Genomic DNA, 14180 nt, shown 5'->3' with positions numbered 1-14180 from the left:
TTGTAAAAGCCTTTCAATGGGTGGCTTACGCCACGGTTTTGATAAAACAAATTTGAACCAAATAGGGTAACCCACTTGTGGGGAGTTTGGGTGGGTTAAGGGTTATACTCCAAATTTTCGCCGTAAAATAACCATTTAGGTTGTTTTACGGCGAAAATTTTATAAAATAAAAATGCCAAACTGGGAAGGGGTTGGGATCTTAAGGGATAGGGGAAACTATCTCTATGTTCTTTTAACGCACGAATAAATCCGTGCTAAAGAACCAAACACTAAAGTCCCCATAAATGGGGTACCCCGCTTGCGGGGACTTTAGGGGTTTTGAAAGGGCGTAGCCCTTCATCGCAAAGGTCGGCTTTGCTGACCTGCGAAGTTAAAAATAGTTTCCCTTGTCCCTTAAAGTAAAGAAAAGAAAACTTTGGTCGCAAAGCTGGGTTTAGCTCTAGCGAAGTAGAAACAAATTTAAATAAATATTACTTGAGTTTTTACAAAATCTTAATAATAAATAGCTCTTATTTTGGCGGTAAATTCATCTATATCTTGTCAAATGTGATGATAAATTCGCTACCAATATCTTTTTGGCTATTTAGCTTTAATTTAGCGTGATGAATGGCTAGAATGGATTTGACTATAGATAGCCCAAGTCCAGTGCCACCAACTTTTTTACTATAGCTTTTATCAGCACAATAAAATCTCTCAAATATATGGTCTTGATCAGCTTTATCAATTCCTATGCCACTATCTTTAATGCTAAGCTCTACGCAATCTTGCAAATTTCTTATCTTGATTTTGACATAGCCGCCTGGATTGTTGTATTTAATAGCATTATCACAAAGGTTATAAATAGCGTATTCTAAAAGCTCTTTTGAGCCGTGTATATAGCCCTCTTCAAGCTCAAATTCAAACTCTATATCATATTTTTTAGCTATATTTTTTAGGTTAGAATAGATTTTTAATACCATATTTTTCAGCTCAATTTTAGCAAATGGGATATTTTTAGTGCTGGATTCATCTAAAAATGATAGCTTTAAAATATCTTCAATTAACCCTAGAAGTCGCTTTGATTCATCATAAATAGTATCGATGAAATGGGGCAAATCATCGCTTTTTACAAGATTATTTTTAATCATCTCAGCATTTCCCATTATAGAAGTTAGTGGAGTTTTTAGCTCGTGTGTTACATTGGCACTAAATTCTTTACTTAAATTTTGATTTCTTTTAAATTCCGTAATATCGCATATAACTATAATTAGCCCTTTGAATTTGCCTTTTTGCGAAAAAATAGGGGATAATACCACCTCACACTCCACCAAAGTCTCTTGCATAAATACGATTTGCTCTCTTATCTCGCTAGTTATTTTGCCATCTTTAAAATCCCTTAGATTATGTAATAAAAGCTTTAAAAATAGGTCATTTTGAATTTCAGATATACTAGTGTGTTTGGCTAAATTTACAAAATATTTTTGAGCGCTTGGATTTATGCTTAGGATCTCTCCAGATCTATTGATGATGATAAGTCCATCTTTCATTCCTTTAGTTAAGGATTGTAGCTCTTGTCTTTTTTGCTTTAAATTTTTAAATTGGCTTTTGATGATTTTGTTTTGCTTTTTGAGAGTTTCAATTAAAATTTTAAGCTCTGGATATGGCAAATCCTCATCTAAATTTTTTAAATCTATATTGTAAATTGGGCGTAAAATTATATGCGTAAGGTATTTAGCTAGTAAAAATGAGAATATCAAAACCGCTATAATCTCTCCTAAAATATAAGGGATAAAGCTCATAAAAATAGCATATAAATACTCTTGCTCTTTAGCGATCCTTAGGATAAACTCGCCCTTATTAGTGGGGATTTTTACTGCGTAATATAGATGGCGTTTTAATAGGGTATTTGAGTAGCGAATGCTTTTAGATTCTCCATTTTTCATTGCGTTTTTGATCTCTATGCGGTCGCTGTGGATTGGTAAATTCTCGCTTAAATTATCATAGATTACTCTACCTTTTTCATCAATTAAGCTAATGCGATAATCTTGGTATTTTAAATTTACATAATAGCTATTTTGGATTGATGAAATTACCTCATCTTTGATCCCACTTGCATAGCTTTTAAGTCTGCTAAAAAGCTCATCTTTAAGCACAGATTCTATAGAAAATATCAAAAATAAATTTATAAATATAGCTAAGCCTAGCATAGAAAAAATAATGAAATAAAATACTCTTTTTTGCATGCTTAATCTCTTATTAGCTTATAGCCAACTCCGTGAATTGTCCTAATAATATCAGCCATATTGCCAAGCTTTTTTCTTAGAGTTTTAATATGCATATCGATTGTTCTGCTCTCTTTATCATAGCTATATCCCCAAATCATCTCTAAAAGCATATCACGGCTAAAGACTTGATTTGGATTTTGTAATAAAAATCCAAGCAATTCAAATTCCTTTAATGTTAGCTCTAAGGGCTTACCATCAATCTTAACAATATGATTTTTATATGAAAACTCTAATCCATCAAAGCTTATATCGCTATTTTGCTCTTTTATAGCTTTGCGTCTAAAAATCACTCTAATACGAGCCAAAAACTCCATCACCCCAAAGGGCTTTGCGATATAATCATCAGCACCTAAATCAAGCCCTTTTACCTTATTTATCTCACTATCAAGTGCTGTAAGCATCAAAACGCAAATATCTTTATATTTAACACTGCTTTTTATATCTTTTAAAATTTCAAATCCATCAGCATCTGGGAGCATTACATCAAGGACTAAAATTTGAGGGATTTCATCCCTTAATGCCTTATAAAAATCCTTAGCCTCGCTAAAGCCTTTTACTGGGATATTTTGAGATTTTAAAGCGTAGCAAATCAGATCTAAAATCGCTTTTTCATCTTCTAGCACATATATCACTTAAATTCCTTTAAATTTGGCAAATTATAGCAAACTTACCCAAATTTACCCATCACATAATCTTGTGTTTTTTTGTTTTTTGGCTTATTAAATATCTTTTTAGTATCATCATGCTCTATCACCTCACCCATCAAAAAAAATGCCGTTTTATCCGAAATTCTATGGGCTTGTTGTATATTGTGAGTAACAATTATAATTGTATAATCTTTTTTAAGTTTTAATATTAGCTCTTCAATCTTAGCTGTAGATATAGGATCAAGCGCGCTTGTAGGCTCATCCATCAAGATAACTTCTGGATCTACTGCTAGGGTTCTTGCTATACATAATCTTTGCTGTTGTCCGCCACTAAGCCCAAGGGCTAAGCTGTGTAATCGATCTTTTAAATCATCCCATAAAGCAGCATCTTTTAAGCTCTTTTCTACTATGCTATCTAAAGTATCTTTATCTTTTATCCCGTGAGTTTTAGGGCCAAAAGTGATATTATCATATATACTCATAGCAAATGGATTTGGCTTTTGAAATACCATACCTACTCGCTTTCTAAGCAAATTTATATCATAATCCTTGCTATAAATATCCCTATCGTGAAACAATATTTCCCCATCAATCTTACATCCATCTACTAAATCATTCATACGATTTAGAGTTTTGATAAATGTGGATTTACCGCACCCACTTGGCCCTATAAATGCCGTAACTTCGCCTTTGGTAATCTCCATATTTATATTTTTTAATGCGTGAAATGTCCCATAGTGTAAATTTAATTTTTTTATATCAAAGCACCTCTTCATCATCTATCCTTTAAAATCTTTTTGGCTATGAAATTTGAGATAAAATTCATAAAAAATACAATAACAATAAGCACCATCGCCGTGCTATAAGCTTCATTTATATGTAGTCCCTCGCTAGAGATCGCATACATATGCACACTTAAAGTTCTCCCTGAGTCCATCGCTCCAGCGATTTGAGCTACACTTCCAGAGGTATAAAGCAAGGCCGCACTCTCTCCAACTATCCTACCAATGCTTAAGATAACTCCAGCCAAAATCCCAGCTGCACCACTAGGTAAAATGATGGCAAATATAGTGCGAAGTTTGCTTGCTCCAAGAGCTAAAGAGGCCTCTTTATATCCTATTGGGACAGATTTTAAGGCTTCCTCGCTACTTCTTAAAATAAGCGGTAAAATCATAATACTAAGCGTTAAAACCCCAGCTATAAAACTAGTTTTAAATCCAAAATATATAACAAAAGCAAGATAACCAAACAACCCATACACAATACTTGGAATTCCCACCAAAGTATCAGAAGTAACCCTAATGAGATTTAAAATTTTGCTATCTTTTTTGCTATATTCATTTAGATAAATCGCCCCAAAAATCCCAAGTGGCATAGCAATAGCCAAAGAGCAAATAACCATATTTATAGTATTTATAAGTGCTGGCATTAAAGAGACATTTGTGCTATTATACTCCCACTCAAAGAGGCTTGGCGAGATATAGATAATACCTTTGATAAAGATAAAAAGCGTAATCCCAAAAAATACAAACAACACGCTAAAAATAGAAAATTTAAGTAAAAATGATAAAAATATAGATAGATAATCCCTACTCACTTTTTACCCCTTTTTAAAGCGCTAAAACTAATATTTATAATCAAAATAAAGACAAAAAGCACAACCGCATTAGCTATCAATACATCTTTATGCAGATCTGCTGCATAACCCATCTCAAGCACGATATTTGTAGTTAGAGTTCTTACTCCATCACTTAGTGAGTGTGGGATTTGAACCTGGTTTCCTGCTACCATGATAACAGCCATCGCCTCGCCAATAGCTCTACCAACGCCTAAAATCACAGAGGCCAAAATACCGCTTTTAGCTGCTGGGACTATAGCGAAAAATACAGCTCTCTCAGGAGTTGCTCCAAGGGCTAAAGCACCCTCATAATAGCTCTTAGGCAAGGCCTCAATAGCTGCTTTTGATACTAAGATGATTGTTGGTAAGACCATAATTGCTAAGATTAAAGAAGCTGCTAAAATACTCTTTCCAGATACACCGCCAAAGATATTAGCCACTAAAGGCACGACTATTACTAACCCAAAAAATCCATAAACAACAGATGGAATCGCCCCTAAAAGCTCAATAGCTGGCATAATAATCCCCTTTAATCTCTTAGGGCAAAAATATGCTAAATACACAGCACTTAAAACTCCAATTGGCACTCCTAAAGCTATGGCTAAAGCCGTTACATAGATACTTCCAATAATCATAGGAAATATACCAAAAATCTCTTCATCAGGATACCAATCCATACCAAAAATAAACTCCAAAAAGCCTATTTGTGATATAGTTGCAAAAGCGTTAAAAAACAAAAATATAGCTATCGCACCAACAGCAAAGATAGAAAATCCAGCACTAAGGGCAAAAAGCCCTTGAAAAATTCTCTCTTTTATCATACTACTTTACTCTATCCCAATCTGTAATCTCTCCTGTGAAAATCTTTTTGACACTATATTTGCTTAGAGACTCAATTGGGTTTGATTTATTTACTATTATAGCTAGTCCATCTAGTGCTAAAATTTGAGTTTTTAAGCCACTTTTTAGCTCACTATCTTTAAATTCCCTTGATACCATCGCAATATCAGCTATTTTCTCTATAGCAGAGTTAATACCTGTTGTAGAATCGCTTTGCTGAATTTCTATAGTTGCGTTTGGATTTACTAATTTATAGCTCTCTTTTAATTTTTCCATTAATGGCGTAATAGAGCTAGACCCAGCAACTACAACCTTGCCACTAGGCTTTAATGAGCTAAATTCATTATCATACAAAGCGATATAACCCGCTTTTTGGATTATACTTCTAGCTTGATTTGAGCCTATATAAGCTAAAAAGTCATTTACTAAGATATTATCGCTACTTATAGCTAGATTAAATGGGCGAAAAATCGAGTAAGATTTATTATTGATATTTTCTACACTTGGAGCAACTCCATCTATTTTTACAGCTTTTATAGAATCATTTAAAGAGCCAAGCGAGATATAGCCAATTGCGTTTTTTGAGTTTGCAACTGTGGTTATCATAACTCCAGTTGAGTTAGTTACTTCAGCTTTTTTAGAAGTAGCGTCAATTTTTTTATTGCCAACTTGCTTTTTAACATCAAATATATCTACAAATGCTCCCCTTGTCCCAGAGCCCATTTCACGAGATATTGGATAGATATTCTCAGCTAATAAAAAGCTATTAAAGCCAAATAGCACAAAGAGTGCGACAAGATATTTTTTAAACATTTTAACTCCTTTAATTTTAAGTTGCGAAATTATAAATAATAGTTGTAAAGTTAGAATGTAAAAAATGTAAATTTGACGTAAAGTTTTAAAAAGCCAAATTTAAAAGAGTTTAATATTAATTATGATAAAATCGCTCTTTTTTAAATTTAAGGATTCTTGATGTTAAGATCGGTTTTACCGCTTGGATTTATCGCAGCTTCTAGGTTTTTTGGTCTTTTTATTATCTTGCCTGTTCTTAGCCTTTATGCTCTTGAGCTTGATGGGGCTAATGAGTTTTTAGCTGGGCTTACTATCGGTGCTTATGCTATTACTCAGATGATTTTTCAACTCCCTTTTGGTAGCTTAAGTGATAGATTTGGGCGTAAATTTATGATATTTATAGGATTGATAATATTCATAATTGGCTCACTAATCTGCGCTTTGGCAACTGATATATATGTAATGCTTCTTGGTAGATTGCTACAAGGTTGTGGGGCTGTGGGTGCTGTAGCGACTGCGATGATAAGCGATCTAATAAGCGAAGATAAACGCTCTAAAGCCATGGCTATGATGGGTGGGATGATTGGCATTGCCTTTGCTATCTCTATGGTTCTTAGTCCGCTTTTAAGCCGTGAATTTGGACTTTCTAGCCTATTTTATCTATCGATTATAATAACTATTTTTTCTATATTTTTACTCTTTAGCATAGTGCCAAAAGAGCCTAAAATTCACCATCACGAGCCTAAAGCTCCACTCATAAATCTACTAAAACAAAAAGATCTAGCCATAATGAATTTAACCAATCTAATGCAAAAGATGGTTATGAGCTGTGCGTTTGTAGCTATCCCTATTGTCTTAGTAAAATCACTAGGATATGATAGTAATAATCTATGGATTGTATATTTGATCTCTATGATTTTTGGCTTTTTGGCTATGGGTATGGCTGGATTTTTAGGCGATGCAAAGGGGCATAGCAAAAAGCTTTTATTAATTGGCGTGGTGCTTTTCATCGCTTCATTTATAGGGTTTGGAGTGGCAAACTCATCGCTAATTTTTATAATATCTGTGGTTATATTTTTTATCGGATTTAATATTCATGAGCCAATTATGCAAAGTTGTGCTAGTAAATTTGCTAAATCCAACCAAAGAGGCTCAGCACTTGGAATATTTAACTCATTTGGCTATTTAGGTAGCTTTTTTGGCGGTGTAGTTGGGGGATATTTATTACATAGTTATAGCATTGCTACTTTGGCCGTGGCTTTGGGTATTTTGCTAATTATTTGGCTGATAATACTACTAAATTTAAGCGATCCAAGAGTTTTTAAAATTATCCACCTACCAAATGCAGATCTATCAAAATTAGAAAATGTAGATGGAGTAGTCGATCGCTACTATCAAAATAATCAAAATATAATCAAATTTAACTCTACAATAATTAGCCGTGATGAGATTATAGCCATTTTAGGAGTATCAGATGAAAAGCTATGATGAGAGTATCCAAATCTTAAAAAGCGTCGCTCCAAAATGGAAAGCCATAGAGCGTATAGCCCTAACTAACGCACTTGGCAAGATACTAGCTAGTGATATTATAGCCCAAACTCCATATCCAGCCTACCCCACTTCTAGTATGGATGGATATGCTATTAAATTTAGCAATCAAAATAGCAAAATCAAAGTAATAAACCTAGCTAAAGCCGGCGATAAAGATAATATAAATATAGGCGAAAATGAGTGCGTCAAAACCCTTACTGGTGCATTAGTTTGTGATGGGGCTGATACTATCGTGCCAATAGAAAATATCAAATTTGATGGGAAGTATATAGAGATTATCAAGCCAGTGCCACAAGGCTTTGCTATTAGGGCTGTTGGGGAGAGCTATCAGGCTTTGGAGGTGATTTTAAGAGCTGGAGATAGGCTTGGATATTGTGAGTTAGCACTTTTAGCCGAGTTAGGTCATAGCTATGTAAATGTCTTAGTCGCTCCTAGAGTGGCTATATTAAGCACTGGTAGCGAGATATTAGATATTGGTCAAAACAAAGAGCATAAAGCTCAAATATATAGCTCAAATAGCATATCAATCTCATCTTTAGTTAGAGATATGGGCTGTGAGCCAATCATTATGCCAATTATCAAAGATGATAAAGAAGCTATCAAAAACGCACTCTTTAATGCTTTAAATTCAGCTGATTTCATCATCACAACTGGCGGAGTTAGCGTTGGGGATTTTGATTTTATGAAAGAGATAGCAAGAGAGGCTAAAATCATAATCGATGGCGTAGCTATCAAGCCTGGTAGGCATATCAAAGTGGCTAAAATCAATGATAAATTTATATTTGCTCTGCCTGGATTTGCCTATTCAGCTATAGTAACTTGCGTCTTATTTTTCAAAGAGTTTATAGGGCAAATTTTTGGGGTTAATACAACGAATAAATTTAAAGCTATCTTAAAAGATGACTATATCAAAAGATCCCCATTTGAAGAGTTTAGCGCTGCTACCATCACCAACGAAAATGGCACCTTGCTAATCTCTACAAAATCTAAAAAAATAGGAAGTTCAGCCATCATAGGCAATCTTAGCAATAGTGCGGTATTAATGCGAGTGCCAAGCCATAAAGATGGGTTAAAAGCCTCTGAAGTGGTAGAGTATATAAAAATTTAGCCATCAACGGCTAAATTTCAAAACCTCAAATCCATATTTTGCCCCTTCAAAGCCTAAAAATCCTATAGTTCCTTTGATATTTGGGTCTATTAAAAGCTTAGCTTTAAGCTCTTTTTGACTTGAGTGTATGGTAATTTCATCTCCATTTTTTAGCTTTGCTGCGATGCCAAAGTAGCTCCCAGCACGAAACTCATCACAACAAGAGTGGGTAAATATCACAGCATTATCGTAGTTTGGGATCTCTTTAAGCCTTGTTAGTTTGCCACTTAATGCGACCTCATCGCCATCTAAATTTACTATTTTAAAGCCAAATTTAGCTTGTAATAACGACAAAATCGCCTTTATACTGCTCTCATTAACTGCGAAAATCTCATCGCTGATTATACAAGTATCACAATTTTTAATAAATTGGCAAATCTGCGGTAACTCCTCTTCTCCTATGTTCGACTCTCCGCTTAACTCACCCTCATCTAGCTCATCCCAAAACTCCCCACTAAAGCCAAACTCCAGCCCGATAAGAGCCAAAACATAGCTTATCGCACCGATTTCACACTTGATAAACTCTGCTTTTATATTATCATCAAGCGGACTAATAACCATAATCTCATCATTTTCAAACTCGCCAACAAGCTTTGGAGATTGTAAAGACAGCTTACTAGCAAGACTTAATATCTTCATAAAAATCCTTTAAAATTTGATTAATTATATCAAATTTGGATTAATTCAGACTTTAAATTTCTAAGTTCTAGCCATTTTCATCAAATCAGTTTAATCATAACAAAAATTATAAATAAACAAAATATAAATACAACATTAATATAATTATATTATCAAAATATATATGATAATGATTATATAAATATAATGAATTAAAGCACGAATATATCAATTTTTATTATTTAAAATATTATAAATTTATTGATTTAATCATATGAAAATCAATATCAAAATTAATAAATTTAAGTTTGGATTTATAATCGTTAATATATAATTTCAACATTAATCAACAATGGGTAATTTATGGAACAAAATGGTCAAATTTCGCTAAGCAATTTACAAGTAAAGCCAAGTGATTTAGAGCTTTTAAGCACTTATTTTAGCATCATTCACCACTCTAAAGGTAGGATTAGACTTCGTGCGAGTTTAAAGCTAAAAAACGCCGCCCAAGATAGCAAAATAGACACTAAAGAGCTGATGGAAAAATTAAGCAAAATCTCATCTATAAAGGAGATTAAATTTAATAAATTAATTGGCTCACTAACCATCTCTTATGATGCTAATCTCATTGAGCCAAGCCTGTGGGAAGATGCTATAAATGGGCGAAATTTAGAAAAAATAGCAAATGTAATAAATGAAAATTTAAAGGATATAAAGTGAGTGTAGATAATCTTTTAAAAGCCTTAGATGATGAGTATAAAGGCTATAGCTTCTATTTTGCTTCTAGTGACTTTGGACAGCCATTTACAAATCTTTTAGAGGTTAAGGCAAATCATATAAATGCGTTAATATTTCATCTAAATTCCCTAAACGCACCAGTCCCACCTAATCCATATAGCTTTAACGCACCAGCGAATTTAGAAATTGCCATCACCACCGCATTACAAAACGAACAAGCTAGTATAGAGCTATATAATACCTTAAGCGTAAATGAGAGCGACCCACAAGTGCTAGATACATTTTACAGACTTCAAGCTGATAGTTATAATAATCACATTCCAGCACTACAAAACTCTTTAAGCTCACTCCAAAATAGTAAAATTTTAGAGCAGTTAAATCAAGGCAAAGCCTTGCTAGATGAAACCTCTGTAATGGTAAATAAATTAAAAGATGGCTCACTAAGCCAAGGTGAATTAGAAGGGTTTTTAGGTAAGTTAAATTATGGATTAATAGGAGGTGCGATAATGGGTGCCTTTGGGGTGATTATCGCAAATGAATTGCTAAATAAAGATAAGGAGTAAATAATGGCACTACCATTCATAGCTGGAATCGCACTTGGTGCGGGAATTGCATTTGCATTTACCAAAAGAGATGAGATAGCAAAATCTTTCAAAGGGTTAAATTTAGATAAAAAATTAAAACTCTTAAATAGTCCTACTTTAAAAAGCGTTAAGGAAAAAGTGGTTAAAAAGCCTAGAAAGACCAAATCAACAGCTAAGCAAACCACTCAAAACGCTGAAAATCCAAGGAGTTAAATATGATAAATACAGGCACACCCCGCTCTATCAGCGGTCACGCAGTAAGCGGTGGTATCGTGGCATTTATGGTAAGTGGAGCATATCAATACGCTAAATTCAAAGATGGCAAAACCACCAAAAACCAAGCCATACAAACAACGCTAAAATCCACGCTAGAAGGTGCTATAATCGGTGCTTGTGCCATTGCAGCAGCAAATACCATTGGCGATCCTAATAAAAGCACCATAAACAAAATAGCACAAGCTGGTGCATATATCGCAATTGGTGGGGCATTTGCTTACGCAGCTCAAAATCTCTTAAAACCAAAAGAGTGTAAAACATTACAAAATCAACAAAAAAGGATAAATAATGATAAATAACAATCCATATATTCAAAATTTAAACACAACACCAAATCAAACTAATCAAAATACACAGGCCAATCAATCTAATCAAAATGGCTTTTTAGATGGAGTTTTTGGCAGTGCTAAAAGTGGAGACTTTTTAAAAGGAGCTCTAATCGGTGCAGCCGCTACATATATACTAACAAACCAAAACGCCCAAAGAGCCATTTTCAAAGGATTTGCCAAGCTCTCTACACTTTTTGAGTGTGGTTTAGAAGAGTTAAAAGAGCGTTACGAAGATGCAAAAGCAGAAGCCAGTGAGTAAAATGCCTATTAAACTCCTACACAAAACAAAAAATAGAGCTAGATTTAGCTACCATAGCAGTGCTGATCCACTGCTACTTAGAGTAGCTATAGATTCAATCCACGAAGTAAGTAGTGTGCGGATAAATAGCATTATAAAAAGCATAATCATAACCTATAGTGGCTCATTAGATGAGATTCAAAATCAAATTATAAATATATTAAATTCAAACGAAATTCAAAGCCAAAATAAAAATAAAAAAGATAGCTATATCGCCTTAAGAAGTGAAATTCCAAGCTCAGTTGAAGTTGTCCGTGCTGCTAGTGCTTTAGCCATTGCTCCATTTCTTACTACTCCTAGCTTAAGCTTGATTTTTAGCCTTTTAGCCTCTTTCCCACTACTAAAAAGTGGATTAAAAGAGACAATTAGCCAAGGGATAACCTCAAGAAGTCTTGAAGCAGCCGCGGTGGCAATCTCGCTATATCTTAAAGATTATAAAGCGGCAAATTCAACCAATTTTATGCTAACTTTAGGAGAATACATAGAAGAGCTAACTATGTATAAAAGCGATGATCTCATCAAAGAGCTATCCAAGCAAAAAGGCGGTATGGCGTGGGTAGAAACCATCATAAATGGCAAACCAGTGCTAAATCAAATCCCAAGCCAAGATATTCAAATCGGCAATATCGTAGTAGTAGGTGCTGGGGATACAATCTACATTGATGGCCATATAGTAGATGGCGAGGCTCTAATCAATCAAATTTCAATGACAGGAGAGGCCACCCCAGCTAGTAAAAGTCGTGGCGATAGGGTTTTAAGCGGCACAATAGTCCAAGAGGGCAAGATCAAGATTTGGGCTGAAGCTGTAGGCGATCAGACTGCTACAAATCGCGTAAAATCCTATATCCAATCCACCCTAAACGAACGCTCTAATCAAGAATTAACCGCTTCTAAAATGGCAGACTCTCTAGTCCCAATTACCCTTAGCCTAGCTGGGCTTAGCTATGCTATGACTGGAGAGCTTATCCGTGCTGCAAGTGTATTACAAGCTGATTACTCATGTGCTTTAAAGCTCACAACGCCAGTAGCCTTTAAATCAGCCATCTCAAGTGCTGCTAAAGAGGGAATAATAGTAAAAGGTGCTAAAAGCTTAGAGAGCCTTCAGCTTAGCGAAATTTTTGTCTTTGATAAGACTGGAACGCTCACAAATGGCGATTTAGAAGTGCTTAAGGTATATTCATTTCACAAAGAGTGGGACGCTAATCAAGTATTAAATTTAGCCGCTAGTATCGAAGAGCACTACTTCCATCCAGTAGCTCAAGCGGTGGTAAAAGCTGCTAAAGAGGATAATTTTCATCACTTTCATCACGATGAAGTAACATTCATAGTAGCCCACGGAGTTAAAAGTGAAGTAGGCAAAAAAAGTGTGATAATTGGCTCAAGACACTTCTTAGAAGATGATGAAAATATCAGCTTTAAAGATCATCAAAACAAGATAGAAGAGCTACTAATAAACGGCGATACTCCATTATACATTGGATTTGATGGCAAGCTCCTAGGCGTTATACTACTTAAAGATAGCATTAGACCAAATGCCAAAAAAGCATTAGCAAGGCTCAAAAAAAGCGGCGTAAAAGAGTTTATAATGCTTACAGGAGATAGCCAAAGCAAGGCTAGTAGCATTGCTAAAGAGCTTGGTATTGAGAGATACTACGCTCAGCTACTCCCAACAGACAAAGCTCATATTTTAGATGAAATTATGCAAAAAGCACAAAAATCAGGTCAAAAGGTCGCCTTCGTAGGCGATGGGATAAATGACGCCCCAGCATTAGTCAGAGCCGATACTGGTATTAGTATGTACAAAGGTGCTGATATAGCCAAAGCAAGTGCCGATGTGGTGCTACTTCGTGATGATATAGAGGCCGTAGCTGATGCTAGAGAACTTGCCATATCTTGCCTATCTAGGGTAAATAATAGCTTTAAGGTTACGGTGGGGGTAAATTCACTAATCCTAATCCTAGCCACACTTGGCAAGCTCTCCCCTATCCAAACAGCCATCGCACACAACGGCACCACAATAGCCTTGCTATTAAACGCCCTTAGGCGTATCAAAATAAAGGATAAATAGGTGCCAGTTTTATTAGCTATTGGGGTAGCTGGAAGCTTGATTTTGAGCTTTCAAACCTGCTTACAAACATATAAAAAGATCAAAAATAGGAAAAAAGATGAACCAAATAAACGAAACTAAAAAGCCAAAAATCACTCTTGAAACCAAAAGAGAAATAGCTAAAATCGGTATGAGTGGCACACTTTTACTTACAGCCACCACAGCTCTATTTATGAAAAACAAAACCGCCAAATCCATACATATAGTAAGCGGAGTGGCATTAGTGGGATTTTGCCTATATCATGCATCTTTATACCCTAAGATTAAGTAGGATTTTCATATTTTATACTTCGCACGGCGAATTTTAACTTCGCAGGGTTACCCTATTTGCTTCAAATTTGTTTTATAAAATCCGTGGCGTTAGCCACCCC

16 protein-coding genes are annotated in these 14180 nt (G+C 34.9%); 9 read left to right on the top strand and 7 right to left on the bottom strand.

Translation table 11 applies throughout. From position 1 onward, the window contains the following. Positions 1-530 precede the first annotated feature (530 nt). Genes CSUIS19073_RS07275 through CSUIS19073_RS07250 form a run of 6 tightly spaced genes read right to left on the bottom strand, consistent with a single transcriptional unit; the run spans position 531 to position 6182 of the window. Positions 531-2222 (bottom strand): ATP-binding protein, encoded by a 1692-nt coding sequence (locus CSUIS19073_RS07275; protein WP_086238096.1) that lies wholly within the window; start codon positions 2220-2222, stop codon positions 531-533. 2 nt (positions 2223-2224) lie between these two features. Then, on the bottom strand, positions 2225-2896 hold the full coding sequence (locus CSUIS19073_RS07270) for a response regulator transcription factor (protein WP_086238094.1): 672 nt from the start codon (positions 2894-2896) through the stop codon (positions 2225-2227). A 35-nt stretch (positions 2897-2931) separates the two neighbouring features. Beyond that, on the bottom strand, positions 2932-3687 hold the full coding sequence (gene pstB, locus CSUIS19073_RS07265) for a phosphate ABC transporter ATP-binding protein PstB (RefSeq protein WP_086238092.1): 756 nt from the start codon (positions 3685-3687) through the stop codon (positions 2932-2934). Then, entirely contained in the window at positions 3687-4508 is an 822-nt protein-coding gene (gene pstA / locus CSUIS19073_RS07260) for a phosphate ABC transporter permease PstA (protein WP_086242659.1), read from the bottom strand. The genes pstB and pstA overlap by 1 nt, the downstream gene beginning before the upstream one ends. Further along, positions 4505-5350 (bottom strand): phosphate ABC transporter permease subunit PstC, encoded by an 846-nt coding sequence (pstC, locus tag CSUIS19073_RS07255; protein ID WP_180379416.1) that lies wholly within the window; start codon positions 5348-5350, stop codon positions 4505-4507. Before pstC ends, pstA begins: the two co-directional genes overlap by 4 nt. A 1-nt stretch (position 5351) precedes the next feature. Next, positions 5352-6182, bottom strand: a complete 831-nt coding sequence (locus CSUIS19073_RS07250; protein WP_086242658.1) for a substrate-binding domain-containing protein — start codon at positions 6180-6182, stop codon at positions 5352-5354. Between the two features lie 159 nt (positions 6183-6341). On the opposite strand from CSUIS19073_RS07250, the gene CSUIS19073_RS07245 reads away from it, so the two are divergent. Beyond that, positions 6342-7649, top strand: coding sequence for an MFS transporter (locus CSUIS19073_RS07245; protein ID WP_086242657.1), 1308 nt, complete (start codon positions 6342-6344; stop codon positions 7647-7649). After that, positions 7636-8820 (top strand): molybdopterin molybdotransferase MoeA, encoded by a 1185-nt coding sequence (locus tag CSUIS19073_RS07240; protein ID WP_086242656.1) that lies wholly within the window; start codon positions 7636-7638, stop codon positions 8818-8820. Before CSUIS19073_RS07245 ends, CSUIS19073_RS07240 begins: the two co-directional genes overlap by 14 nt. A gap of 3 nt (positions 8821-8823) precedes the next feature. On the opposite strand, the gene CSUIS19073_RS07235 is transcribed toward CSUIS19073_RS07240, so the two are convergent. Further along, complete coding sequence (locus CSUIS19073_RS07235) at positions 8824-9498, bottom strand: hypothetical protein (RefSeq protein ID WP_086242655.1); 675 nt, start codon at positions 9496-9498, stop codon at positions 8824-8826. 342 nt (positions 9499-9840) lie between these two features. Here CSUIS19073_RS07235 and CSUIS19073_RS07230 point away from each other — a divergent pair, with 342 nt between their 5' ends. The 7 genes from CSUIS19073_RS07230 (at position 9841) to CSUIS19073_RS07200 (ending at position 14080) form a co-directional block, all read left to right on the top strand. Beyond that, the gene (locus CSUIS19073_RS07230; protein WP_086242654.1) at positions 9841-10197 is read left to right on the top strand and encodes an HMA2 domain-containing protein; all 357 of its coding nucleotides are present in this window, start codon (positions 9841-9843) and stop codon (positions 10195-10197) included. Continuing rightward, the gene (locus CSUIS19073_RS07225) at positions 10194-10778 is read left to right on the top strand and encodes a hypothetical protein (RefSeq protein WP_086242653.1); all 585 of its coding nucleotides are present in this window, start codon (positions 10194-10196) and stop codon (positions 10776-10778) included. Before CSUIS19073_RS07230 ends, CSUIS19073_RS07225 begins: the two co-directional genes overlap by 4 nt. A gap of 3 nt (positions 10779-10781) precedes the next feature. Then, the gene (locus CSUIS19073_RS07220) at positions 10782-11012 is read left to right on the top strand and encodes a hypothetical protein (protein ID WP_086238073.1); all 231 of its coding nucleotides are present in this window, start codon (positions 10782-10784) and stop codon (positions 11010-11012) included. Positions 11013-11014: 2 nt separating this feature from the next. Then, positions 11015-11374: a hypothetical protein gene (locus CSUIS19073_RS07215; protein WP_086242652.1), complete on the top strand. Its 360-nt coding sequence runs from the start codon at positions 11015-11017 to the stop codon at positions 11372-11374. Next, positions 11364-11663: a hypothetical protein gene (locus CSUIS19073_RS07210; RefSeq protein WP_086238070.1), complete on the top strand. Its 300-nt coding sequence runs from the start codon at positions 11364-11366 to the stop codon at positions 11661-11663. The genes CSUIS19073_RS07215 and CSUIS19073_RS07210 overlap by 11 nt, the downstream gene beginning before the upstream one ends. Then, the gene (locus tag CSUIS19073_RS07205) at positions 11638-13770 is read left to right on the top strand and encodes a heavy metal translocating P-type ATPase (RefSeq protein ID WP_236845315.1); all 2133 of its coding nucleotides are present in this window, start codon (positions 11638-11640) and stop codon (positions 13768-13770) included. The genes CSUIS19073_RS07210 and CSUIS19073_RS07205 overlap by 26 nt, the downstream gene beginning before the upstream one ends. A 97-nt stretch (positions 13771-13867) precedes the next feature. Then, positions 13868-14080 carry a hypothetical protein gene (locus CSUIS19073_RS07200; protein WP_086242651.1) on the top strand — a complete coding sequence of 71 codons (213 nt, stop codon included), beginning with the start codon at positions 13868-13870 and terminating at the stop codon, positions 14078-14080. Positions 14081-14180: the final 100 nt, after the last annotated feature.

The sequence above is a fragment of the Campylobacter sp. RM19073 genome, from assembly GCF_024723495.1.
Taxonomy (GTDB): Bacteria; Campylobacterota; Campylobacteria; order Campylobacterales; family Campylobacteraceae; genus Campylobacter; species Campylobacter porcelli.
The sequence above is the reverse complement of the archived record's forward strand: the minus strand, read 5'-3'. Positions and strand labels throughout refer to the sequence as shown.

What these genes read in the sequence shown, in the direction of transcription:
- CSUIS19073_RS07275 (WP_086238096.1), bottom strand. Translation starts at nt 2,222, where the DNA reads ATGCAAAAAAGAGTATTTTATTTCATTATTTTTTCTATGCTAGGCTTA.
- pstB (WP_086238092.1), bottom strand. Translation starts at nt 3,687, where the DNA reads ATGAAGAGGTGCTTTGATATAAAAAAATTAAATTTACACTATGGGACA.
- pstC (WP_180379416.1), bottom strand. Translation starts at nt 5,350, where the DNA reads ATGATAAAAGAGAGAATTTTTCAAGGGCTTTTTGCCCTTAGTGCTGGA.
- CSUIS19073_RS07250 (WP_086242658.1), bottom strand. Translation starts at nt 6,182, where the DNA reads ATGTTTAAAAAATATCTTGTCGCACTCTTTGTGCTATTTGGCTTTAAT.
- CSUIS19073_RS07245 (WP_086242657.1), top strand. Translation starts at nt 6,342, where the DNA reads ATGTTAAGATCGGTTTTACCGCTTGGATTTATCGCAGCTTCTAGGTTT.
- CSUIS19073_RS07240 (WP_086242656.1), top strand. Translation starts at nt 7,636, where the DNA reads ATGAAAAGCTATGATGAGAGTATCCAAATCTTAAAAAGCGTCGCTCCA.
- CSUIS19073_RS07235 (WP_086242655.1), bottom strand. Translation starts at nt 9,498, where the DNA reads ATGAAGATATTAAGTCTTGCTAGTAAGCTGTCTTTACAATCTCCAAAG.
- CSUIS19073_RS07230 (WP_086242654.1), top strand. Translation starts at nt 9,841, where the DNA reads ATGGAACAAAATGGTCAAATTTCGCTAAGCAATTTACAAGTAAAGCCA.
- CSUIS19073_RS07220 (WP_086238073.1), top strand. Translation starts at nt 10,782, where the DNA reads ATGGCACTACCATTCATAGCTGGAATCGCACTTGGTGCGGGAATTGCA.
- CSUIS19073_RS07215 (WP_086242652.1), top strand. Translation starts at nt 11,015, where the DNA reads ATGATAAATACAGGCACACCCCGCTCTATCAGCGGTCACGCAGTAAGC.
- CSUIS19073_RS07210 (WP_086238070.1), top strand. Translation starts at nt 11,364, where the DNA reads ATGATAAATAACAATCCATATATTCAAAATTTAAACACAACACCAAAT.
- CSUIS19073_RS07205 (WP_236845315.1), top strand. Translation starts at nt 11,638, where the DNA reads ATGCAAAAGCAGAAGCCAGTGAGTAAAATGCCTATTAAACTCCTACAC.
- CSUIS19073_RS07200 (WP_086242651.1), top strand. Translation starts at nt 13,868, where the DNA reads ATGAACCAAATAAACGAAACTAAAAAGCCAAAAATCACTCTTGAAACC.